Here is a 20,250-nt window from a genome sequence, read left to right on the forward strand (position 1 = left end):
CCATGGCGCAGGCGTCCGCCTGACGCGCCCCCTGTCCGCTCCCGTGGGACGCCGCCAAGGCGCTCCACAAGCAGTGACGAGACGTTCCACGGAGAGCGAGATCGTCAGCGTATGCCTGTTACTCGTCAGTCGCAAACAAATGTCCAGGCAGAGGGCGTCTGACCCGACAAGCCGAACCTCTGTGATCCGGTTGCCGGTTGCTACTCCCACCTCCAGAAGATCTCGAAGCGGGCCTCGTCGAACTTCCGTGAGCCCCTCACGGTGGCAGGCCCCACGCGCACTTCCCGTACGACGAGCTGAACGAGGTTCCGGCGCTGCTCGCGTCCGGCGGTCTCGTGCCACCAGGTTTCAACACCCTTGGGGGTCAACTCCGGAAGCTGCTCAAGGGCCTTGCCGCGGCGCACCGCGCCCATCGCTTCGGTGCGCCGGCCTTCCAGGGCGGCCTTGGCTGTCCTGTACTCGCCCAGGTTCATCTCCATCGCCCCATAGGCGCGCGCCAACTCGCTCTTGCGGTCGCTCAGTTGCTCCTTCAGGAACCGCTCCGCCTCACGAGCCTCGTTGACGTACTTGTCGCGCAGTGTGGCCAGACGCTTGAGGTGCGTCGGACCTTGCAGGCGGGCGACCACTCGCTCTCCGACGTACTCGTCCAGCGGCTCGGCGGAGATCCGCACCTTCCCGCAGCCCTCGGTCTCGCAGACGTACCCCCGCCCGCCGTTCGCTGTAGACCGGGACACCAGCGGCTGCCTGCATAGACCGCACGTCGCCGGCCCGCCCGACAGGTAGTGGACGTGCTTCAGCTTGGTGCCCTGGCCCTTCTTGTTCTCGCTGAACAGCTCCTGCAGGGCGTCGAACGTCTCGCGGTCGATCAGCTGCTCGGCCGGGCCTGGGATCAGTTCCCCGTTGGCGTTCTCCTTGAGGCCGGCGATCGCCGGGTTGCGCAGTCGGCGCCGCAGTGTCGTGGGCGCCCATGGTCGACCGGAGACCGTTGGTCCCGCGTTCTCCGTCATCCAGTTCGCGGTTTCCGCGAGCGTCTTCCTCTCATCGAGAAGACGCCTGGCTGCCGCCGCCAAGTGGGCAGCCTCATCAGGGACGGCAGTCACTCCGTCCGTTTCGTGGCCGTATGCCCTCATACTCTCTCCAGCCCAAAATCCCCCGGTGTAACCCATATGGTATGCGAAGGCGCAGCACTGTCACCCCTACATGTGAAGTCTGCCACCCATTGCTTACGTATTGGGTTCGATCTGCAGTGCGCAGTATGCCAACTTGCAGTTGGCATACAACCCGCGCGATCGCTGGTTGGATGACGGCTGGAGGGCTCCGGGGGCTGAAAACGCAGATGAGCGGCCTGCGCGGGGCGTCGACGTTCGCCGTCGGCGTCGAGAAGGCCGGAGTTTGCGCCGTCGGTCAGCCTAGCGGGTGACGATGAGCATTGTGGCCCACTCGACCAGGGCGTGCGGGAGGTCGAGTGCGGCAGGACAGGGAGTCAACGAGGGCCCTTGCACCTCTGCGGGTCAGACGGTGCGGCCCCGCCTGCGGGTGCTGCTCTCGTGCGCGCCGGATCCGTACTCCTCGTCCAGCTCCCGCTCGTCCTCGATCGGCAGCCACTCAGGCCGGAAATCGGGATGGTCGGCGTACGCCGCAACGAGTTCGTAAATCACTGGGCTACGGCGGTCCCGCGAGATTCCGGCGACCAAGTCCCCGGCCAACTTCTGCCAGGGGGCGCGCTCCCCGTTGTCCTCTGCCCTCCGCGGATACTCGTCCACCCACTCCATGAGCCTGTGCTTCGCCTCGATGTCGGCGAGGACCCGGTCCCGCAACCTTGCCACGTCCTGGTTCTTGCCGGGCTTCAGTGCTCGAGCGGCAGTCTCATCCTCACGAAGACGGGCCCGGAAGAACTCCATCATGACCTCGAAGTCGTTTCGTCTCATCGCTGTTACCCCCCTTGTCGGCAAGCGCGATGGGGCCATCATTCACCACAACCACGAGGAGCTCGCCATCCTGCGTAGCGGTGACGGGCTCCCCGTGGGGGGAACTTTGGGGTCGGCCGGTCACAGAGATGCTCAGCGAGTGCCGGTGTGGTTTCCCGCTCGGGGTGCCCCGCTGTTACTCCGGACGCACGCCCAGTGCCGCCCACAGCTCCGACGTCAGCACCCTGCGCTTGCCTTTGCCGTACGGGTGTACGGGCACGGGGAACTCCCCGGACTTGATCAGCTCGTACGTCGTGTTCCTGCTGAAGCCGAACGCCTTGCCGGCCGTCAGTACGTCGACCGTGACCGGCAGGGCCAGCACCTCATTCCGCGTCATGGGCACACCGCCACCGTCGCGTTCGAGGTGGCCGGATCGTTTCGATCTCGCATGGTCTGGCTCTCCTGTTCCGCCCCCGCGCCTCCCAGGAAGTCCCGACGCAGTCTAAGTTCTCATCAGGCGGCCGAACAAGATCGCGCTCGACGCCATCTGGTGCGATCGGCCAGGTTTGCTCCCACACATGTGGCAGCGCCTGTTCGGGTGACCGCTGAATCGTCAGCCGCGAAGTTTCGTGATCAGGTCTGACTCGATCCGGCTTCTCTGGCATGCATGCCGCCTCCACTCATCGGACGACGGTGTGTCTGTCTCCACATATGATCGCGCTGCGTGGCTGCTTGCACGACACACAGGAGGGGATGTGTTCAAGGGCTCGGTCTACAGGCGCTGCACCTGCAAGGCGCCGATGACCAACGAGGACGGGGAACCGGTCCTCGGCACCAACGGGAAGCCGAAGCTGAGGGAGCTGGGTGCCGCCTGCCCTGATCTCGGGAAGCGTGATCACGGCAGCTGGTACTACTACATTGAGCTGCCGCCAGGTCCCCGGGGTAAGCGGCGCCGGCCTCGCAAGGGCGGCTTCCTCACCAAGAAGAAGGCCGAGGAGGCGGCGCAGAAGATCTGGGACCAGGCGCAGGACGGCGTCGACGTCCTCTCGGATGAGACCGTCGAGCAGTTCCTCCTGCGCTGGTTCAGTAAGAGAGTCGACCTCAAGCGGTCCACCCGGAGCACCTACGAGGACCACATCAACCGGGTCTTCATCCCGCACCTCGGGCACCTCAAGATGCGCGACCTGCGCACGCGGCACCTCCAGGAGATGTTCGAGCAGATCTGGCGCGACAACGAGCAGCACGCCGCCAACCAGGACGCCGCCGACCTGGCGAAGATCGAGTGCGAAGCGGCCCACCGGGCCTGGAAGCAGGCGGCCAAGCCGCGCCCGTCCGAGCTGCGCCAGCGCTGGAACGAGGCCAAGGAGAAGCTGCGCGCGGCCCGCAGGAAGCCGCGGTACATCACCGGCCCCGGCGTCCAGCTCAAGATGAAGAACGAGCTCAGCGCCGCGCTCGACTACGCCAAGAACACCGAGAAGCTCATCAGCCAGAACTGGACGGAAGACCTCGTCCTGCCCAAGTACACCCCGCCCAAGCCGCTCGTCTGGACCGACGAACGTGTCGCCCACTGGCGCGAGACGGGGGAGAAGCCCGGGCCGGTCATGGTCTGGACGGCTGAGCAGACCGGCGCCTTCCTCGACGCCGTCGCCGAGCACCGGCTCTACCCGATGTTCCACCTCATGGTCTTCCGGGGCACACGCCGGGGCGAGTCCTGCGGCCTGCCCTGGCGCGAGACCGACATGACCGCCGGCACCGTCCACATCAGCGAGCAGCTCGTCGCGGCCTCCTATGACGTCTGGGAGGACACGCCCAAGAGCGACAGTGGCGCCCGCACCATCCGGCTCGACAGCCAGACCCACCAACTCCTGTTGTTCTGGCGGCGACGCCAGCAGACTGAGCGAGCGGAGTGGGAGGAGAAGCATCGCAAGGAGCCGAAGAAGTATGACCCGTACGTCGACTCGGGCCGCGTCTTCACCTGGGAGGACGGGCGCCCGTACCACCCGGAGTACCTCTCCCAGGTCTTCAACCGGCTCGTCCAGAAGCTCGGCCTCCCGCCGATCCGGCTCCACGATCTCCGCCACTGCGCGGCGACGCTGTCCCTCGCGGCCGGCGTTCACATGAAGACCATCCAGGTCCTGCTCGGGCACTCCTCGTACAAGCTCACCGCCGACACGTACACCAGCGTCCTTCCGCAGCTCGAGCTCGAGGCTGCTGACGCGCCCGTGGCGCTCGTGCCGCGCAAGGCCAACCAGCAGGAGCAGGAGGAGGGGGCGGCGGACGACGAGCAGCCGCAGGGGCCGCAGCCGGTCCCGCAGGACCAGCCCGCAGCCTCCGGCGACGCCGAGACCGCTGTTGAGCCGGATTCCGGTGTCGACGAGCACGCGCCCGTCCGCCCGCTGATCCGCTCCGTCGAGCCGGGTGAGGCGGCGGCGTAGCGGAAGCGGGCTCTGTCCCCGCCGAATGCGCCGTGTCCCCGATCTGTCCCCGCACACATGAAAACAGCCCCTCGGAAGATCACTTCCGAGGGGCTGTTCGATGCTCCGTGCCTGGTCAGACACAGTGCCCCCGGCAGGATTCGAACCTGCGACACCCGCTTTAGGAGAGCGGTGCTCTATCCCCTGAGCTACGAAGGCGGGGGCTTGTGCGAAACCTTGCACGGAACTCCATCGACGAGTCGCGGCAAGGTCTCTTGATCAAGCCCTGAGTGACCTGGAGCAGGTTCTGTGACGAGGAGGCGGGTTGAGCCCGCGACGCACGTCACAGCGCCCGCCAGGGCACTCGATCCACAGCGTACCGGATCGAGGCTAGGGCGGGCGCGGGTGTCGGGAGGCGGGAGAGGGATGTGGTCAGGCTGTGTGGCTCAGTAGGGGTTTTCCTCCCCGGTGCAGGGCACGGCTGAGCGAGGACGAAGCCGAGGGGCAAGAGCTGCTGGGCTTCGACTCCGTAGGATGAGGCGCCCGTTCCACAAGGAGGCGTCGAGCTGTGCGTGGCCGGACTCCGCGTCGCTTCTATAGGGGTAAACGAGCTGATGGGTGCGGGTGAACTCCGGGATCTGTTGTAGATGCTCGGCGCGGTGAAAGCCGCGTTCCCCGTCGCTCTCGCCGGGTGGGCGCTCGCCCTTTCGGCTTGTCGTTCCGACGGCGACTCTGTGCTCGTGGACGCCGCGCCGACAAGGAATGGTCAGGACGTGGTACCAGCGGAACGTTCGGCGTCCGCCTCGCTCCAGTCGCTTGATCGGTACCGGAACGAGTTCCGCGGTTCCGTCCGCGTAGTGAACCTTTTCCGCGATGCGTCCGCCGGTCGCCCACAATTCGTGGATGCATCGACCAGGGTGAAGTGATTCATAAAATTGCGGTTCGTTCCCTTTGTGCTGTTTGTTGATAACGAGGCCGCCGAGCCGGGCTATCGCGTCCCGGCCGGCCAGGGCCTCGGCGAACTCGGCCGCCGCGATCACCCGCCGCTCCAACAACGCCTCTGCCTCGGCGAGTTCAGCAAGAACTCGCTCAGCCTCGGCGCGAAGCTTCTCCGCCCGCCCCCGGACAGCCGCTTCCCGCTCCTCCACCAGCGCCATCACTGACGTCACGCTCAACTCCGCATCGCCGAGACCGAACCAGACGCCCGAACTCTCCCGCAGCAGCGCCGACACCATGCCTGACCAGCGGAAACTCAACGATCACATCCGGAAAGACAACGGCTTCTTGTAGGTGGGTGCGGCCTGCTCTTTCTCGGAGTGGCAGGTGACCAGCGTGGCGTCGAGGTCCAGAACCAGGCCGGGAAGCTCTCGTCTGTCGGCCTGAGCGGCAGGTATGCCCTCGCCGGTCTCGGTGGCCTGCGTCCAGGAGACTTCCCGGGCCGTGGCGCGGGCGGCTCGCAGGGAGGCGAGTGCAGCCTCGTCGGTGTCGGCGAGCATCACCGCCAGGTCGGTGGCGACCCGGCCCGGGTCATGCCCGGTCCCGCGCGGCCGAAGTGGCCTGAGCGCGGTGGAGTACGCGAAGGTGAGCCCGGTGGCGTCAGCGAGATCCGCCGGCAACCGTGCCCCGGCATGGCCTACCACCCCCGCACCATCGGCACTGACATGGATCTTGGGACGCAGCCCGATACCCCGCACGTAGAAAGCGCCCTCCGCCTGGACCGACAGAACCCCTCAGCAAGGTTCATCGTTCCAGGTCAGGAAGGCACTTTCGCGTTGCCGCCCCACAGTCAGCCGTACCCAAGTGAAACGGCGAGGCTACACGGCGCCGAACGAGGCCGCCGCGACCGAGCGGTTCAGCGAGTTCCAGGAAGCCCGGGGGAAGAAGTACCCGGCGGTCATCCGGCTCTGGGAGAACGCCTGGGCCGAGTTCGTGCCCTTCCTCTCCTTCGACGTCGAGATCCGCAAGGTCATCTGCTCGACGAACGCGATCGAGTCCGTCAACGCACGCATCCGCAAGGCCGTCGCGCCCGCGGACATTTCCCCAACGAGGCCGCGGCCATGAAGTGCGTCTACATGGCGCCCATGAGCCTGGACCCCACCGGCAGGGGCCGCAAGGGGTGGACCATGCGCTGGAAGGCGCCCCTGAACGCCTTCCAGATCGCCTTCGAAGACCGGCTCACCCCAGCCGCCAACTGAACCCCCACGAAAACTGGATCAGCCGTCTACTGGACACACCCCACCGACCACGTCCACCACCGGCCGGACGGCACCTCCCGGCCGTGGCGCCGCCATCTTCAGAGGCGGCGGGCCACGGTCAGGGGTTGAGGTCGAGGACGCGGACGGGCTCGCCCTCCCACCGGCCGGGGGCGGTGGTGGCGACGACGGCGCCGTCGGGGCGGTCGGCGGTGGGCTGGGCGGCGTGGTGGGCGTGGGCCTGGGCCCAGGTGTCCTGGCGCGCGACGTCCAGGACGGCCGGGAGGTCGAGGTCGAGGACGGTGATGCCGGGCAGGGCGGCCAGGTGCTCGGCGGTGCCGGGGCGGGCACGGTCGGCTTCGACGAGGGCGCAGGCCGGCGCGTAGAGGTACCAGTCGGGCTGGGCGTGGGCGCGGTGGATGAGGCGGGAGGCAAGAATGTTCCCGGAGCCGGCCGCGGCCATGGCGGTCTCGTCCAGGACGATGTGCATGGCGTCGCTCACGGGCGCTGCACCCGGGCGAGGCGGCGGTCGAGTTCGTCGTCGAGGCCGGCTTCCTCGGCGGCGGTGGGGGCGTAGCCGGTCCAGGCGTTCAGCACGGCCTTGGCCTTGTCGGCGCGCTCCGCTCGTTCGGCCGGGGTCAGGACGGTGTCGGCGAGCCGGGCCAGATACGCGCGCAGGGAAAGCCCCTCGGCCGCCGCGACGGCGGCCAGCCGGTCCCGGGCCTCCTCGGGGATTCTCACGTTGGCATCAGGCATGGTGCTCCTTCCCGTCGATCACGGGTACGGGTACGCACCCGTACCCTACGGGAGAGGGTGCCCGATACGGCAACGGGCAGACCGGGGTGATCAGCTCCAGGAAGGAGCACCCCACACCGGCGAGGTCACCGGCGGCCGCCCGGAAAGCCCGGGGTGGAGCGAGGAACAGAAGGCCCAGCACGCCCGCCTCCTCACGCTCGTCCAGGAGCCGTCGGTCAAGGTCGTCGACCATGCCTTCTGGGGGACCCTGCGCTTGACCATGCCCTCGTAGCGTGGAGCCCGTGATTGCAGGGGAAGTTGGGGTTCATGGGGTCCAAGAAGAAGCCGCCGTACGACGCCGAGTTCCGTGAGGGCGCCGTACGCATCGTGATCGAGACCGGGAAGCCGGTCGGCGACGTGGCCGAGGAGCTCGGCATCAACCCGGGCACGCCGCACAGCTGGGTCTCGCGCTGGCGCCGCAACGGCACGACGTCCTCGGACCGGCCCGTACAACCGACAGCCGCCAGTGGCGGTGGCGGTCGGGTGCGGGAGGCCGAGCGGGCCGAGCTGGAGCGACTGCGCCGGGAGATCGGGGAGAAGAACAAGCGACCTGGTGAATCGCCGTTTCGACGCGGTGGCCCCGGACGTGCTCTGGTACGGCGATATGACGGGGATCGAGACCGGCGAGGGCAAGATCTATCTGGCCACGGTCATCGACGCGTTCTCGCGCCGTTGCCTCGGCTACGCCATGGGCGAGCACCATGACGCGGCCCTGGTCGGAGCGTCGTTGAAGATGGCCGCCGCGGCGCGCGGCGGCCGAAGGGATGGGACGATCTTCCATAGCGACAGGGGAAGTGAGTACACGTCAGAGGCGTACAACAGCCTGTGTGACCGTCTGGGAGTGGTGCAGTCCATGGGGCGGGTGGGGTCGGCGCTGGACAATGCCGCCGCGGAGTCGTTCAACTCGCTGATCAAGGTCGAGTGCATACACCGGCACCGGTTCGCGACCCGCACCGAGGCCCGCCTGAAGATCGCCACCTGGATCACCGGGTTCTACAACCCGCGACGCAGGCACAGCGCGGCCGGCGGCCTGCCGCCGGAGGAGTTCGAACGAACCATCACCGAAGCACGCAAGAAGAGCGACCAGAGGTGCCAGGCCGCATAGGAGAGGTCTCTACGAAACCAGGAGATCGACAGTTCTGATCGAACGGGTTCCCTGGTCGCGTGATCTTGACCGGGTGGGCGCATGAAAGCAGGACCTCCGGTGCAGCACGAGGGTTGCGAAGCCGACTCGCGCACCAGGAGGCCCTGTTGTCCCCGTCCTGTGTGACGACACTGTTCCCGTCCAACTCCCGCGTGTCGGCGTGCGATTGCCTCGCTCGCCGGTTCGGGGGCGCGGCAGGCCGTCCCGACCGGGTGCGGCAGTACCCCTCCGACATGACGGACGCCGAGTGGGCGGTGTGTGACGCGCCGCCGGTCCCGGCCTGGCTCGAGGGCCGGGGCGGCCGGCCGGAGGGCTACTGCCACCGGCAGATGTTGGACACGATCCGGTACGTCGCCGACAACGCGGTCAAGTGGAGGAGCTGATTGCCCGAACTCTCACACGACGACACCGGATCCCTGCCTGAACAGCGGAAACTCTGTGATCACATCCGGCAGGGCAACGATGTCTCGCCGGGCTTGCCATGGATCCTCAAGCACCGGCCTTGACCACTGCGGCTAATTCGAATAGCTTTTTAGCTATTGGCATTAGCTGCGGAGGTAGGCATGACTGAGTTCCTGAACGTGGAAGGCGGCACCCTCGCCTACGAGGTGACCGGCTCCGGGCCGCTGATGGTGCTTGCGCACGGGATCGGCCAGAGCCGCGACGCCTATCGGTTCATGGTTCCGGAGCTGGTGGCCGCCGGTTACCGGGTCGCGGCCGTGGACCTGCGAGGCAGCGGCGAGTCGACCGCGACGTGGACGTCCTACACCCGCACCGACATTGCCGCCGACCTGATCGCACTGATCGAGCAGCTTGGCGGCCCTGCGGTGCTGGTCGGCCACTCCATCTCCGGCGGTGCCGCGACGATCGCCGCTGCCAGGGCGCCGGCGCTCGTGAGCGCAGTCGTCGAGCTGGCGCCGTTCACCCGCAAGGTGGAGTACTCGCTGAGCGCCCTGGGCGTGTCCCGCTACCGCAAGGCCGCGACGGCGATCTCGGCCGTCGCGATGTTCGGCAGCCACAAGCGATGGCGGAGGTACCTGGAGATCGCGACCCCGCAGCCGCGCCCGGCGGACTGGGCCGCGAGCCTTGAGCGCACCGACGCGATGCTGCACGAGCCGGGAAGGATGAAGGCCCTGCGGAAGCAGATGAACAGCGCTGCCGACGCCGGTGCCCAACTCGGCAACGTGCACTGCCCGGTCCTGGTCGTCATGGGCACCCTCGACCCCGACTGGGGTGACCCGAAGGCCGAGGGCGAGGCAATCGTGGCCGCGCTGCCGGAGGGCGTCGGCCGGCTCGAGATGCTCCCGGGGGCGGGCCACTACCCGCAGGTCCAATTCCCGACGGCGGTGATCGGCCTGGTGCGCTCGTTCCTGGAGACGGCCCGTGCCTAGGGCCGGACTCGACCGGGCCTCAGTCATCGCGGCCGCGGCGGAACTCGCCGACGAGGTCGGCTTCCCCCGCCTGACCATGGGCCTGCTGGCCGAGCGGGTCGGCGTGCGGACACCGTCGCTGTACAAGCACGTCGATTCGCTGGACGCCCTCCAGCGGGGCGTCGGCCTCCAGGCCGTCCGTGACATCGGCGCCGCCCTGACTCGGGCCGCGGTCGGCCGGTCCGGTCCGGACGCGGTCCGCGCGATCGCCGAGACGTATCGGAAGTGGGCCCTCGACCACCCCGGTCGGTACGCCGCCAGCGTCCGCGCCCCGCGCCCCGAAGACGAGGAATACCAGGCCGTGGCCTACGAAGCGGTGCAGATCCTGGTCGACGCGGTCGCCGGCTTCGGGCTGACCGACGAGCGCGCCATCGACGCGGTCCGAGCCCTGCGCACCGTCATCCACGGCTTCGTCGGCCTCGAAAACGACGATGCCTTCCAGATGGGGCGCGACCCCGCCGACAGCTACCGGTTCGTCGTCGACACGCTCATCAGCGGCATGCAGGCCGAGGCCGCCATCGGCGGGCCCGGCATCATGCCGCTCCATGCCGGGGAGGGGGCGTGACCTACGCCGCCGACTCCCCGAACCGCACCAACGCCGCCTCCCAGCTGCGGTTCCTGACTGAGCTGGTCGGCTGGACGGCCACCCCGTGGGCGCTGCACCGGCTCGGCTGGGCAGTCTCGATCGCCGCGTTGGTCCTGCTGATCGGACTGCCGGCGGTCGTCGGGACACCCGGCGACCGCCCGTTCGACCCGCCGGTGGCGATTCCCGGCGCGGCGATGCTCCTGCTCGTGCTCCTCGAAGTGACCGCCGCAGCCGTGGCGCCGTGGTTCGCATGGCCCACGTGGGCGGCAGTCGCCGCGACAGCGCTGGCCGCGACGTCGGTCTTGCTCGAACAACCCCGCTGGCGTTGGCTGCTGCACCACTAGCCTCGCGCTTTCGCGAGCCCAGCAGACTCGGAGGTCTTCGTGTCGTTCACGTAGCCGCCCGGCAACGAGAATGGCTCAAGCGCCGCGTGCAGCTGTTCCAGCCAGCGCAGGTGCGGGGGACCTACCGTCGCCACCTTCTGCGTCGTCCTGGCTTTCGCGGTCCTCCCACAAGGAGATCAGCTCGACCATCAGGTGCGGTTCGCGTCGGCCGAAAGCCGTCGAGCCGAGGGGCAGACGGGTGGCGGCACCATGGAACTGATGCCACACGATCGCGGAGAACGGTGAGGTGAACTCCCGGGCAGCCCGGTCCAGGACGGTCGCGATGGAGCCGGAGATGGTCTGGACGGTGCGCGTGCGAATAGCGCCCATCCGTCCGGGTGGGAACATGGCGTCCGTCGCGGCCAGTGCGGAGGAACGGGCGACAGGTCCAATCTCGGCCAGCACGGGTGTACCGAGTCTGGCCAGGGCACGCACCGGCCCGTTCTCGGCGTTCCCCACCTCGATGTCCCCTGACCAGATCGGCGCGACGTACACCGTCGGCTTCCCGTCCGGGCCGGGAAGGAACCCCACGTCCACCGTCATCCGGGCAGTCCTGAAGAATCCCACCGAGGTTGGCGAGAATGTCGGCGCTCTGGGCGATCGGGTACAAGATGGTTCCCGACACCACCGTCGGCACGGGGTACAGACGGATCCGCGCCGAGGTCACGACACCGAAGTTGCCGCCGCCGCCGCGCAACGCCCAGAGGAGGTCCGGATGGTGTTCGGCGTCGGTGTTCACTCGTGAACCGTCGGCCAGGACTACTTCGGCGCCGCGCAGGTTGTCGGCTGCGAGCCCGAACTGCCCGATCAGGGGGCCGTATCCGCCGCCGAGCGTGAGACCGACCATGCCGACGGCGCCAGCCGTTCCGGTGACGGCAGTCAGCCCGCCGTCTCGGCGGCGGGTACGACGTCGGACGAGAGCGCCCCGCCACCCACCGTCGCGACCCGGCGGCCGATGTCGACCTGGACTCCCCGCATATCGGTCAGATCGAGAACCAGGCCACCGGGACGGAACACCCGCCCCTAGAAGTCGTGCCCCCCGCCGCGCACCGACAACGGCACCCCGTGGTTGCGAGACGCGCGTATCCCAGCCCGCACATCAGCGGTGGTTGCGCACCACACGACGACAGAAGGACGGACATCGACCGCTGCGTTGAACAACGCCACTGCTTTCGCATACTCCGGTCCGTTGGTGAGCACACGGACCGCAGGGATTCTGGACCGCAGCTCAGCCAGTAGGGCAGTGCCGACCTCGTCGGGGGCATTGGCATTGGCATTGGCACGAGACTGCATGGTCACTCCTGTGTGTCGCTCACGGGTGTGGCCGTTGACGGCGGCGGCATGGAGCCGTAGACCGGCGCGGTCAACGAAGGTCGGTAATGTCCGCCCCGGTCGGCGGGGGCGTTCCAAGCCGCCGACCGGCCTCTCGGCGATGTGTCGGAAACAGAGCTGGCAGAGTCCGGAGAACTGTTCGGTGTCGTTCCTCGGATCAGCCCGCCGGTGATCCGTTGGGCGGGCCACTCGTCGTTCCGTCGCCAGATCTCGATGAGGCATCTGGTGAGTTCGGTCGACACCGGCCAGCCACGGAGATCACCGCTTCACCAGGTCAAGGATCAGTGTGGCGATGTCCTCCGGAGCCTCCTCGGCCATGAAGTGGCCTGCCTGGGTGGTGAAGTGCTCAAGGTCAGCTGCCCACGGCCGCCAGGTCGCAGCGGCGTCGAACCCCAGATGCTGGCCCCAGTCCTGCTGGACGACGGTCACCGGCATGGTGAGCTGGTTGCCGGCGTCAAGGTCGGCTTGGTCGTGTTCGATATCGATGGTGGCGGTGGCGCGATAGTCGGCGACGATCGACGGAACTGCCTCCCGGCATGAGCGAAGGTACTCGGCGCGCACGTCCGCCGGGATCGCCTGGGAGCTCGTGGACCAGGCGTCGAGGAAGTGGCCGAAGAATGCGTCGGCGCTGTTGGCGATCATCTGCTCGGCAAGACCGGGCGGCTGGGCCATCAGGTACAGGTGGAAGGCGACGGCCGCGTTGACCCCGTTGAGGACGTTCCAGGTGTCCAGGGTGGGAACGATGTCCAGGATTCCCAGGTGGCTGATCCGGTTCGGGTGATCCAGGCCGGCCCGGAAGGCGACGTGCGCGCCGCGGTCATGCCCGACCAGCGCGAACCGGTCGAGCCCGAGTGCGTCGGCCAGGTGGATGATGTCCGCGGCCATCGTCCGCTTCGAGTAGGTGTCCTCGCCCACCTCTTCCGGCTTGCTGCTGGCTCCGTAGCCGCGAAGGTCGGGGCAGACCACGGTGTGATGCTGGGCCAGGATGGGAGCGACATGCCGCCACATCAGGTGGGTCTGAGGAAAGCCGTGGAGCAGTACGAGGGCCGGCCCGTCTCCGCCGACCGCCGCGTTCAGCTCAACCCCGTCAGCCACGCCGATCGGCCTGGTCTCGAACCCCGTGATGATGTTGCCCATAGTTGCCGATCTCCCTCTCTTGAACGTGTGAGCTACTGCCGCTCACGCGTAGTTGTATGAACAACAGGAAGGATCGGAGAGCCGGATTAGCAGTGGATCAGCAGCGCATCCCGGAGTCGACGACAATGAGGACATGGAGATCCACGTCAGGGTGCTCGGACCGATCGAGGTCAGGGATGCCGAGGGCCGCCTTGTCGCGGTGGGCAGCCAGCGCCGCCGCGAGCTTCTGGGGCGGCTGGTCACGGCCGGCGGTCGGACCGTCCCGCTTTCGGTGCTGGTCGATGATCTCTGGGAGGACCCCCCGGCCACCGCGGCCGGGACGGTCCGCACCTTCGTCGCCGAGCTGCGCCGCGCCCTTGAGCCGGATCGTCCCCCGCGAACACCCTCGCAGTTCATCAAGACGGTCGGTACCGGATACGCCCTACGGATTCCAAGGGGACACGTCGACGCCCACCGATTCGAGGACACTCTTGCGGCCATGCGCGACGCACCCAGCGGCCAGGTTGCCAGTACCCTCAGCGAATCACTCTCGTGGTGGCAGGGCGAGCCGTACGCAGACCTCGACGCCTCGCGCTGGCTGGCACCAGAACGCGCCCGCCTGACAGAACTCCACTGTCAAGCCGTCGAACTGCGCGCCCGAGCAGTGCTCGACCTCGGACGCGGCGAGCCCCTCATCCCGGAGCTGGAGGCTTTCGCCACCGCACACCCGTGGCGGGAGCATGCCTGGGTCCTGCTTTCCCATGCTCTCTACCAAGCCGGCCGCCAGGTCGACGCGTTGGCCTCGCTGCGTGCCGCACGAGCCAGGCTGCTGGACCAGTTCGGACTGGAATCGGTGGACAGTCTCGACCATCTCGAACGTGACATCCTCCGGCACGCTGCGCACCTCACGCCCGCGCCCCGGGACGAGGAACGGCTACGCCTGCTCACGCGCACAGAAGCGACAGGGACCTACACGCGGCTGCGCTCGATGAGCTCCGTGGCCAGAGCCGCCGCGGTTACAGGCGGCACCAACCTGGTACTTGCCCAGGAGCACCGCGCCGCGGCCGCCGCGGAAGCGGAACGGACTGGAGACCCCGGCCTCACCGCCCGAGTGATCGCGGCGTACGACGTCCCCACCATCTGGACGCGCGCCGATGACCCCGGACGGTCCGAGGCCGTGGTAGCAACCACGCAACGCACTCTCCACCGGCTGGGACCAGGGGCATCACCAGCGCTTCGAGCACGTCTCCTCGCCACCATCGCACTCGAGCATCGCGGAACCAGAGACCAGTGGGCCGCCGAGGCGGCGAGGGAGGCCGAACAACTCGCCCGAGACCTCCACGACCCCAACGTGCTGGTACTCGCGCTCAACGCCCGGTTCGTACAGTCCTTCCAGCGCCCCGGGCGCACCGGCGAACGCGACGCCATCGCCGGCGAGCTCATCGAACTCTCCGCGCGACACGATCTCCCCCTGTTCGAGGTGCTCGGCCATCTGATCAAGATCCAGGTCCATGCGGCACGCGGCGCCACCGGGACCGCGCAACGCCACGTCGAAGCGGCCGAGCGGCTCGCCGCCCTCCACGAGGCCCCACTGGTTCCCGTTCTCACCGCCGCTTTCCGGACCATGTGTCTGGCAGAACGATCAAACGATGCCGCCGAGGTCGCTCACGCCTATCGCACCGTAGCCACCGACCTCGCCGGCGCTGGCATGCCCGGGGTGGAAGCCGGCATCTTCCCGCTCGCGCTCCTCTCCCTCCGCATGCGTCACCACCGTCCCGCGCCAACGGACCCCGACCTGGACTGGGGTCCCTACCGTCCGTGGGTCCAGCCCCTCCTCGACCTCGCCCGCGGCGACCTCGCGGCGGCCCGCCACGCCGCCGACGCCCTGCCCACACCGCCCGCCGACCACCTGTATGACGCGCTCTGGGCCGTCAACGCGCATACAGCGACTCTGCTCCACGACGGATCACTCGCCGCACAAGCACACGACGCCCTCTCCCCCTTGCGCGGCGAGATCGCGGGCGGAACGACCGCCATGGTCACCTTCGGCCCGGTCGCCCACATCCTGTCGGCCCTCGATCAGCACCTCAATCGGCGATAGCTCCCACCTCTTGAGCCGGGGGGCGGCTTGCCCCGGGGCCGGGTCGGGTTCAGGGCGGGGAGGCGAGCTGCCCGCCGGAGTCGCACGGAGAAGAGGACGCGTTGAGCGCTCAGTGACAGGTGCCGGTGCCGCTGTCGTTGTACGTCTTGCCCGCCTGTGACACGAACTCCCAGTCGTAGCTGGCCTCGTGCAGAGTCAGCTTCAGCACACCGAAGGTGTTGCTGTTGCGCGCCTCACTGTTGGGCTGGATGGTGCCGAAGCCGTAGAAGCTGGCGCCCCCATTCCAGCGACGAACTGCCTTATGCCGCGCGCGTTGTCGAGCCGGCCACTCGGGTTCTGCGGGGCGAAGCGCTCGTACTGGTGGTTGTGGCCGGTGAGGATGAGCTCGGCGTCGTAGTCGTACAGTGCCTGGACCAGGGGGCCGGTCGAGGTGCTCGGGCCGTGGCCCGAACTCGATGTCCAGCGGGGCTTGTGCCAGTAGGCCACGGCGCAGGGCTTGTTGCTCGCCGCGAGGTCACCGCGCAGCCACTGTTCCTGGGCGGAGCCAGCGGGCATGCTGATCTCCGAGTTCAGCGAGACGACGTGCCAGTTGCCTAGGTCATACGAGTAGTACCCCCTGCCTGCCGGCCCGGCGTTCGCCCCGAAGTAGCCGTAGTACGCGGAGGCACCCGAGGTGTGGTAGTCGTGGTTCCCCGGCGCCGGCCTGGTGCGGGGTTGCTGCGAGGTGCCGTAGTTCGTGGTGCTGTGGTTCGAGTCGAGGGTTGCCCCGCTGAGCACCGGCAGTTCCGCAGTGCGTCCGCCCACCCCGCCCGGGTACGGTCACTCAGTGCACTACGAAAGCCTGCCGGGCTCGTGCCCTGCCCGTCGTTCGCCGACGTCACACGGGTGGACCGCCGGAGGAAGGCAACCCGATGCCACAACTGTCCACTTGGGGCTCCTTCGTGCGGCGGGCCGCAACGTACGCCGGAAGCCAACAACAGCCCTGGAGAGCGCAAGATGCGCCCGGATACGATCGGTTGCGATTCCACCGCGCCGGACGGTCGGTGAACGTCCGGTCCCGCCGAGCCGTGAGAGAGAAGGAAGCCGGTCAGCCCTGAGGAAGCCCTGATGTCCGTGAACCTCCGCATGGAGGGCGTCGTCGAGAACACCGCCGACGTCCTGCGCCCTGCCCGTGCGGTGGTTGTCGCAGCCGTCTGCGTGATGACGACTGCGTTGGGCCACGCCCTGACTTCCGATGATCCGGTGCCGTGGTGGGCAGTGGGCTTCGCTCTCACCGCGACCGCCGCGGGCTCATGGTGGCTCACCGGCCGAGAACGCGGCCCCGTCACCGTCGTCGGCGCCACGGTCGCCGCGCAGGGTCTGCTTCACCTGCTGTTCAGCCTCGCGCACCCGCCGCTCCGACCGTCAGGGCGAGCCGCGCCAGGGGTTGAAGCCCCGGCGGGATCCGGCACGGGCGCGCATGTTCACCACGTCGCCGGGCATCTCGACCCGGCCGGCGGACTGCACGACTCCTCACCCCTGTTCGCCCTGGCGCACGGCAACTCCACCGGGATGCTTCTGGCACACCTACTGGCGGCGGTCGTGTGCGGGCTGTGGTTGTGGCGTGGTGAGGAAGCGGTGCACCGAACCGTCCGAGCGCTGGCCGCCCTACTGTTCGCGCCGCTGTCTCGGGTGTGGCGGGTAGTGCTCCACACGAGCCCCGGGCAAGAGCCGCGCACGTGCCGGACCCTCGTTGCCGGGCGCGTGTTCCCGCAGCCCACCTCCGTCTCGCTGCGGCACGCCGTCGTACGAAGGGGACCGCCGCAAGAGGGAGCGAAAGTCGCTTTCCCGTCCCCCGCGTCACCGGGTGCTGCCACTGGGACCTGAGACAGGTCCTCCTGGTAGCCGCCTTGGCCGGGGTGCAGGTGGACGACCTGCGTACCCGTAGGGCGTCGGTCACGTCTTTCCAGGCCCGTTCCGCCCACCGTCGGTGATGCAGCCGAGTTTGGTGCGCGCATGCACCACGTCGGGCGTTGGCCCCCGTCAGCAATCAGGAGTTCCCTCTATGAACCACCGCAAGTCCGAGCGCATGGCACATGACACCACTCCGGCGGTGCAGCCGGTGACATCCGATATGTGTGGCCGCCCCCCTGCCGCGCGCAGTTCACGCGGCAGGCTGGCCGTTGTCTGCATGACCCTGGTGGCCTCGGCCGCCCTTCTGTCAGCCTGTGGGGACAACTCCTCCGAAGACGCCGCGGCGGACAAGTCCGCGTCCCCGTCTCACTCCATGGCTACGGACAAGATGGACGGCATGGCGATGGGTGACCCCTCAGCCGTCCCTGCCGACAAGGTTCCCGGTGCCGAAGTGGTCAAGGGCCAATTGGAGTTGCTGGAAACCAGGCCGCCGGGCATGGACGATGTCAAGGGCACGGCCTGGCTCGCCCAGGGCCCGAAGGGCAGCACAGTCACGGTGTCCCTGACCGGCTTGAAGCCGGGCGCCGCCTACATGGCGCACCTGCACGCCAAGCACTGTGCGGACGGCAACGGCGGCCCGCACTTCCAATTCGAGAAGGGCGGCGCGACCATGCCACCCAACGAGGTGCACCTGATGTTCACCGCCGACTCGGATGGCAAAGGCATGACGACGGTGAACAACGCGCGCAAGACGGGCGCGGACGCCGTCGCCCTTGTCGTGCACCCGCGCGAGGCAATGGACAACCGGATAGCATGCGCGGACTTCGACTTCTGAGGGCGTCGGCGGCTCTGCCGGGGTGCCTGTGCGTGTTGTTCCTCCTCGGCGGCACTCCCGCGTACGCCCACACCGCGTTGGAGGACGCCTCACCGGGTCCTGGTGCGAAAGTCGGGCCCGGCCTCGACGTCATCGCGCTGACCTTCGACCAACTCAAGGCCGGCACCACGGCGGAGATCGGTCTGACCGGACCCGGCGGCGCCGCGATGGCCGTCGGTCAGCCGGTGATGGCCGATGACTCCCTCGCCTGCGTCGCCGTCCCTCCGTTGGTCCCGGGCATCACCACGGTCACGTACACCGTCACCGCCGCGGACGGGGACACCCAGACCAACTCCTACCAGTTCCAGGTCCTTGACGGCGCCAAGCCTGCCGTCACACCGCCTGTCTGCCGGGCCCTCAGCTTGCCTGCCCCCGGTGCACAGCGGGTCGGCACGCCGTCGGAGTCCGACCGCACCACGGCGTTGGTGGTCCTCGGGGGAGCTGTTGCGGTGGCCCTGGGCGGCGGTGTCCTCGTCCTGCGCTCGCTGCGCAGGTCGAAGCCCACGGGGAGGAGGAGGGCCAGCACCTGATCGCAGGGCGGCTCTAGCCGAGCCCAACTCCACACGGCCGGGGCCATGACACAGGGACGGTGGCCCGTGGCGCGGGCCACCGTCCCCGCGTCATCCGCCGGGAACCTACCGTGATCGCCCCTCCCAGCACCCCCCGTCGGCTGGATCGCGGGAGCACCCTCAACCTCGCCGTTTCGGTGGGGGCGATGAGGCGTCGTTGAGGGGCGGCTGCCGGGTGGTCGACGCGATTTCGGTGTTCGGGCATGGCGGAGTCCCGGCGCGGTGGTCGGGTTCTCCAGGGTCCTTCGGGTCGTGGGCGGTCAGGGTGGTTGCTGGTCAGCCGGCGGGACGGGGCAGTGCGGCGAGGCGGTGGAAGGCTGTGGCCAGTTCGTTTCTCCAGGGCCAGGTCGCGGAGATCCGCAGGCGCAGGCGTCGGCCGCCGCGGGTGAGGCGGGCGGCGACGTGCAGCAGCCGCTAGCGGAGCTTCTTCGCATCCCGGTCAGCTCGGCGACCTCGGCGCCATCACGTAGGGTGCCGTCCTGGTCCAGGGCGGGATGCCGAGGCGGTCGGGCATGGCCCGGACAGCGCGGCGGAGGGGCTCGGTGATGGCGTATCCGACCGAGAAGAAGGTACGGATTCCTCGTTTCCGCAGGTCGCGGACGTGGGCGAGGAAGGCTTTCGCGGATCCGGCACTGTCGGCGCGAATGAGGATGTCGGTGCCGTGCCGGTGAGCGTCGGGGATCTGCGCGAGAGCTTCGTCCAGCACGGCGATGTGGTCCGCGGCGGTATTGGCTCCGGAGTTCCCGGGCCTCAGCCGTCCCGACACGGCCTCGCCGGTGTTCGCGAGGAAACACAGCAACGGGTGGAAGCCGAAGCCGCCCTTATAGGTCGGGGCGGCCTCTTCCTTTTCCGAGTGGCAGGTGACCAGCGTGGCGTCGAGGTCCAAGACCAGGCCGGGAAGCTCTCGTCTGTCGGCCTGAGCGGCAGGTATGCCCTCGCCGGTCTCGGTGGCCTGCGTCCAGGAGACTTCCCGGGCCGTGGCGCGGGCGGCTCGCAGGGAGGCGAGTGCAGCCTCGTCGGTGTCGGCGAGCAACCGCCAAGCGGTGGGTATGGAGACGACCGGGCCGAACACGCCTGCCTGGTCCCGCAACACGGCCAGATCAGCGATCGTCTCACCGCCGTCGGCGAGCATCACCGCCAGGTCGGTGGCGACCCGGCCCGGGTCATGCCCGGTCCCGCGCGGCCGAAGTGGCCTGAGCGCGGTGGAGTACGCGAAGGTGAGCCCGGTGGCGTCAGCGAGATCCGCCGGCAACCGTGCCCCGGCATGGCCTACCACCCCCGCATCATCGGCACTGACATGGATCTTGGGACGCAGCCCGATACCCCGCACGTAGAAAGCGCCCTCCGCCTGGACCGACAGAACCCCTCAGCAAGGTTCATCGTTCCAGGTCAGGAAGGCACTTTCGCGTTGCCGCCCCACAGCCAGCCGTACCCAAGTGAAACGGCGAGGCTGATACTCCAGCAGGATTTCGGTGTCTGACCTGGTCTTTCGCCGGGTGGGCCGACACGCGCAC

Annotated in this window: 21 protein-coding genes, 1 tRNA gene and 4 pseudogenes; 11 read left to right on the top strand and 15 right to left on the bottom strand. The window is 68.5% G+C overall.

Annotated elements, in window-relative coordinates; translation table 11 throughout:
- Positions 1 to 200: 200 nt before the first annotated feature.
- The 4 genes and pseudogenes from OG393_RS18850 to OG393_RS18865 all read right to left on the bottom strand — a co-directional run bounded on the left by OG393_RS18850 (position 201) and on the right by OG393_RS18865 (position 2,304).
- Positions 201 to 1,166: a recombinase family protein gene (locus OG393_RS18850; RefSeq protein WP_327375839.1), complete on the bottom strand. Its 966-nt coding sequence runs from the start codon at positions 1,164 to 1,166 to the stop codon at positions 201 to 203.
- A gap of 246 nt (positions 1,167 to 1,412) precedes the next feature.
- Positions 1,413 to 1,487: pseudogene (locus OG393_RS18855) on the bottom strand (IS5/IS1182 family transposase); the annotation flags it as partial.
- 24 nt (positions 1,488 to 1,511) lie between these two features.
- Positions 1,512 to 1,928: a DUF6221 family protein gene (locus OG393_RS18860; RefSeq protein WP_327375840.1), complete on the bottom strand. Its 417-nt coding sequence runs from the start codon at positions 1,926 to 1,928 to the stop codon at positions 1,512 to 1,514.
- Positions 1,929 to 2,103: 175 nt separating this feature from the next.
- Entirely contained in the window at positions 2,104 to 2,304 is a 201-nt protein-coding gene (locus OG393_RS18865; RefSeq protein ID WP_327375841.1) for a helix-turn-helix transcriptional regulator, read from the bottom strand.
- A gap of 358 nt (positions 2,305 to 2,662) precedes the next feature.
- Here OG393_RS18865 and OG393_RS18870 point away from each other — a divergent pair, with 358 nt between their 5' ends.
- Entirely contained in the window at positions 2,663 to 4,342 is a 1,680-nt protein-coding gene (locus OG393_RS18870; RefSeq protein WP_327375842.1) for a tyrosine-type recombinase/integrase, read from the top strand.
- Positions 4,343 to 4,467: 125 nt separating this feature from the next.
- Here OG393_RS18870 and OG393_RS18875 read toward each other — a convergent pair.
- From OG393_RS18875 to OG393_RS18885, 3 genes are all read right to left on the bottom strand, one after another.
- A tRNA-Arg gene (locus OG393_RS18875) sits at positions 4,468 to 4,540 on the bottom strand.
- Positions 4,541 to 4,767: 227 nt separating this feature from the next.
- Entirely contained in the window at positions 4,768 to 5,556 is a 789-nt protein-coding gene (locus tag OG393_RS18880) for a hypothetical protein (RefSeq protein WP_327375843.1), read from the bottom strand.
- A 24-nt stretch (positions 5,557 to 5,580) separates the two neighbouring features.
- Complete coding sequence (locus OG393_RS18885) at positions 5,581 to 5,961, bottom strand: hypothetical protein (RefSeq protein ID WP_442817324.1); 381 nt, start codon at positions 5,959 to 5,961, stop codon at positions 5,581 to 5,583.
- A 175-nt stretch (positions 5,962 to 6,136) separates the two neighbouring features.
- Between OG393_RS18885 and OG393_RS18890 the strand changes: the two are divergent.
- A pseudogene (locus OG393_RS18890) lies at positions 6,137 to 6,516 on the top strand (transposase); the annotation flags it as partial.
- A 118-nt stretch (positions 6,517 to 6,634) separates the two neighbouring features.
- On the opposite strand, the gene OG393_RS18895 reads toward OG393_RS18890, so the two are convergent.
- From OG393_RS18895 to OG393_RS18905, 3 genes are read right to left on the bottom strand one after another with little or no spacing between them, the layout of a single operon-like run.
- On the bottom strand, positions 6,635 to 7,003 hold the full coding sequence (locus OG393_RS18895; RefSeq protein ID WP_442817425.1) for a hypothetical protein: 369 nt from the start codon (positions 7,001 to 7,003) through the stop codon (positions 6,635 to 6,637).
- Between the two features lie 8 nt (positions 7,004 to 7,011).
- Positions 7,012 to 7,269, bottom strand: coding sequence for an Arc family DNA-binding protein (locus tag OG393_RS18900; RefSeq protein WP_327375845.1), 258 nt, complete (start codon positions 7,267 to 7,269; stop codon positions 7,012 to 7,014).
- On the bottom strand, positions 7,262 to 7,501 hold the full coding sequence (locus OG393_RS18905) for a hypothetical protein (RefSeq protein WP_327375846.1): 240 nt from the start codon (positions 7,499 to 7,501) through the stop codon (positions 7,262 to 7,264). Before OG393_RS18905 ends, OG393_RS18900 begins: the two co-directional genes overlap by 8 nt.
- A gap of 74 nt (positions 7,502 to 7,575) precedes the next feature.
- On the opposite strand from OG393_RS18905, the pseudogene OG393_RS18910 reads away from it, so the two are divergent.
- The 6 genes and pseudogenes from OG393_RS18910 to OG393_RS18935 all read left to right on the top strand — a co-directional run.
- Positions 7,576 to 7,827 (top strand): annotated as a pseudogene (locus OG393_RS18910) (transposase); the annotation flags it as partial.
- A gap of 34 nt (positions 7,828 to 7,861) precedes the next feature.
- Positions 7,862 to 8,413, top strand: a complete 552-nt coding sequence (locus OG393_RS18915) for an IS3 family transposase (RefSeq protein WP_327375847.1) — start codon at positions 7,862 to 7,864, stop codon at positions 8,411 to 8,413.
- Positions 8,414 to 8,685: 272 nt separating this feature from the next.
- Positions 8,686 to 8,835 (top strand): hypothetical protein, encoded by a 150-nt coding sequence (locus OG393_RS18920; protein WP_327375848.1) that lies wholly within the window; start codon positions 8,686 to 8,688, stop codon positions 8,833 to 8,835.
- A 180-nt stretch (positions 8,836 to 9,015) separates the two neighbouring features.
- Positions 9,016 to 9,843 carry an alpha/beta fold hydrolase gene (locus OG393_RS18925; RefSeq protein ID WP_327375849.1) on the top strand — a complete coding sequence of 276 codons (828 nt, stop codon included), beginning with the start codon at positions 9,016 to 9,018 and terminating at the stop codon, positions 9,841 to 9,843.
- Complete coding sequence (locus OG393_RS18930; protein WP_327375850.1) at positions 9,836 to 10,447, top strand: TetR/AcrR family transcriptional regulator; 612 nt, start codon at positions 9,836 to 9,838, stop codon at positions 10,445 to 10,447. Before OG393_RS18925 ends, OG393_RS18930 begins: the two co-directional genes overlap by 8 nt.
- Positions 10,444 to 10,812 (top strand): hypothetical protein, encoded by a 369-nt coding sequence (locus OG393_RS18935; RefSeq protein WP_327375851.1) that lies wholly within the window; start codon positions 10,444 to 10,446, stop codon positions 10,810 to 10,812. The genes OG393_RS18930 and OG393_RS18935 overlap by 4 nt, the downstream gene beginning before the upstream one ends.
- 75 nt (positions 10,813 to 10,887) lie before the next feature.
- On the opposite strand, the gene OG393_RS18940 is transcribed toward OG393_RS18935, so the two are convergent.
- The 3 genes from OG393_RS18940 to OG393_RS18950 form a co-directional block, all read right to left on the bottom strand.
- Positions 10,888 to 11,394, bottom strand: coding sequence for a hypothetical protein (locus tag OG393_RS18940; protein ID WP_327375852.1), 507 nt, complete (start codon positions 11,392 to 11,394; stop codon positions 10,888 to 10,890).
- A 336-nt stretch (positions 11,395 to 11,730) separates the two neighbouring features.
- Entirely contained in the window at positions 11,731 to 11,868 is a 138-nt protein-coding gene (locus OG393_RS18945) for a hypothetical protein (RefSeq protein WP_327375853.1), read from the bottom strand.
- Between the two features lie 573 nt (positions 11,869 to 12,441).
- Positions 12,442 to 13,320, bottom strand: coding sequence for an alpha/beta fold hydrolase (locus tag OG393_RS18950; RefSeq protein ID WP_327375854.1), 879 nt, complete (start codon positions 13,318 to 13,320; stop codon positions 12,442 to 12,444).
- A 133-nt stretch (positions 13,321 to 13,453) separates the two neighbouring features.
- Here OG393_RS18950 and OG393_RS18955 point away from each other — a divergent pair, with 133 nt between their 5' ends.
- Complete coding sequence (locus OG393_RS18955) at positions 13,454 to 15,400, top strand: AfsR/SARP family transcriptional regulator (protein ID WP_327375855.1); 1,947 nt, start codon at positions 13,454 to 13,456, stop codon at positions 15,398 to 15,400.
- Positions 15,401 to 15,601: 201 nt separating this feature from the next.
- On the opposite strand, the gene OG393_RS18960 is transcribed toward OG393_RS18955, so the two are convergent.
- Complete coding sequence (locus OG393_RS18960; protein WP_327375856.1) at positions 15,602 to 16,204, bottom strand: metallophosphoesterase family protein; 603 nt, start codon at positions 16,202 to 16,204, stop codon at positions 15,602 to 15,604.
- 1,240 nt (positions 16,205 to 17,444) lie between these two features.
- Here OG393_RS18960 and OG393_RS18965 point away from each other — a divergent pair.
- A complete protein-coding gene (locus OG393_RS18965; RefSeq protein ID WP_327375857.1) occupies positions 17,445 to 18,128 on the top strand; it encodes a superoxide dismutase family protein in 684 nt (227 codons plus the stop codon).
- A gap of 32 nt (positions 18,129 to 18,160) precedes the next feature.
- Positions 18,161 to 18,697: a copper resistance protein CopC gene (locus OG393_RS18970; RefSeq protein ID WP_327375858.1), complete on the top strand. Its 537-nt coding sequence runs from the start codon at positions 18,161 to 18,163 to the stop codon at positions 18,695 to 18,697.
- 470 nt (positions 18,698 to 19,167) lie between these two features.
- On the opposite strand, the pseudogene OG393_RS18975 reads toward OG393_RS18970, so the two are convergent.
- Positions 19,168 to 20,096 (bottom strand): annotated as a pseudogene (locus OG393_RS18975) (transposase); the annotation flags it as partial.
- Between the last annotated feature and the right edge of the window lie 154 nt (positions 20,097 to 20,250).

Origin of the sequence: Streptomyces sp. NBC_01216 (genome assembly GCF_035994945.1) — a bacterium.
Taxonomy (GTDB): domain Bacteria; phylum Actinomycetota; class Actinomycetes; order Streptomycetales; family Streptomycetaceae; genus Streptomyces.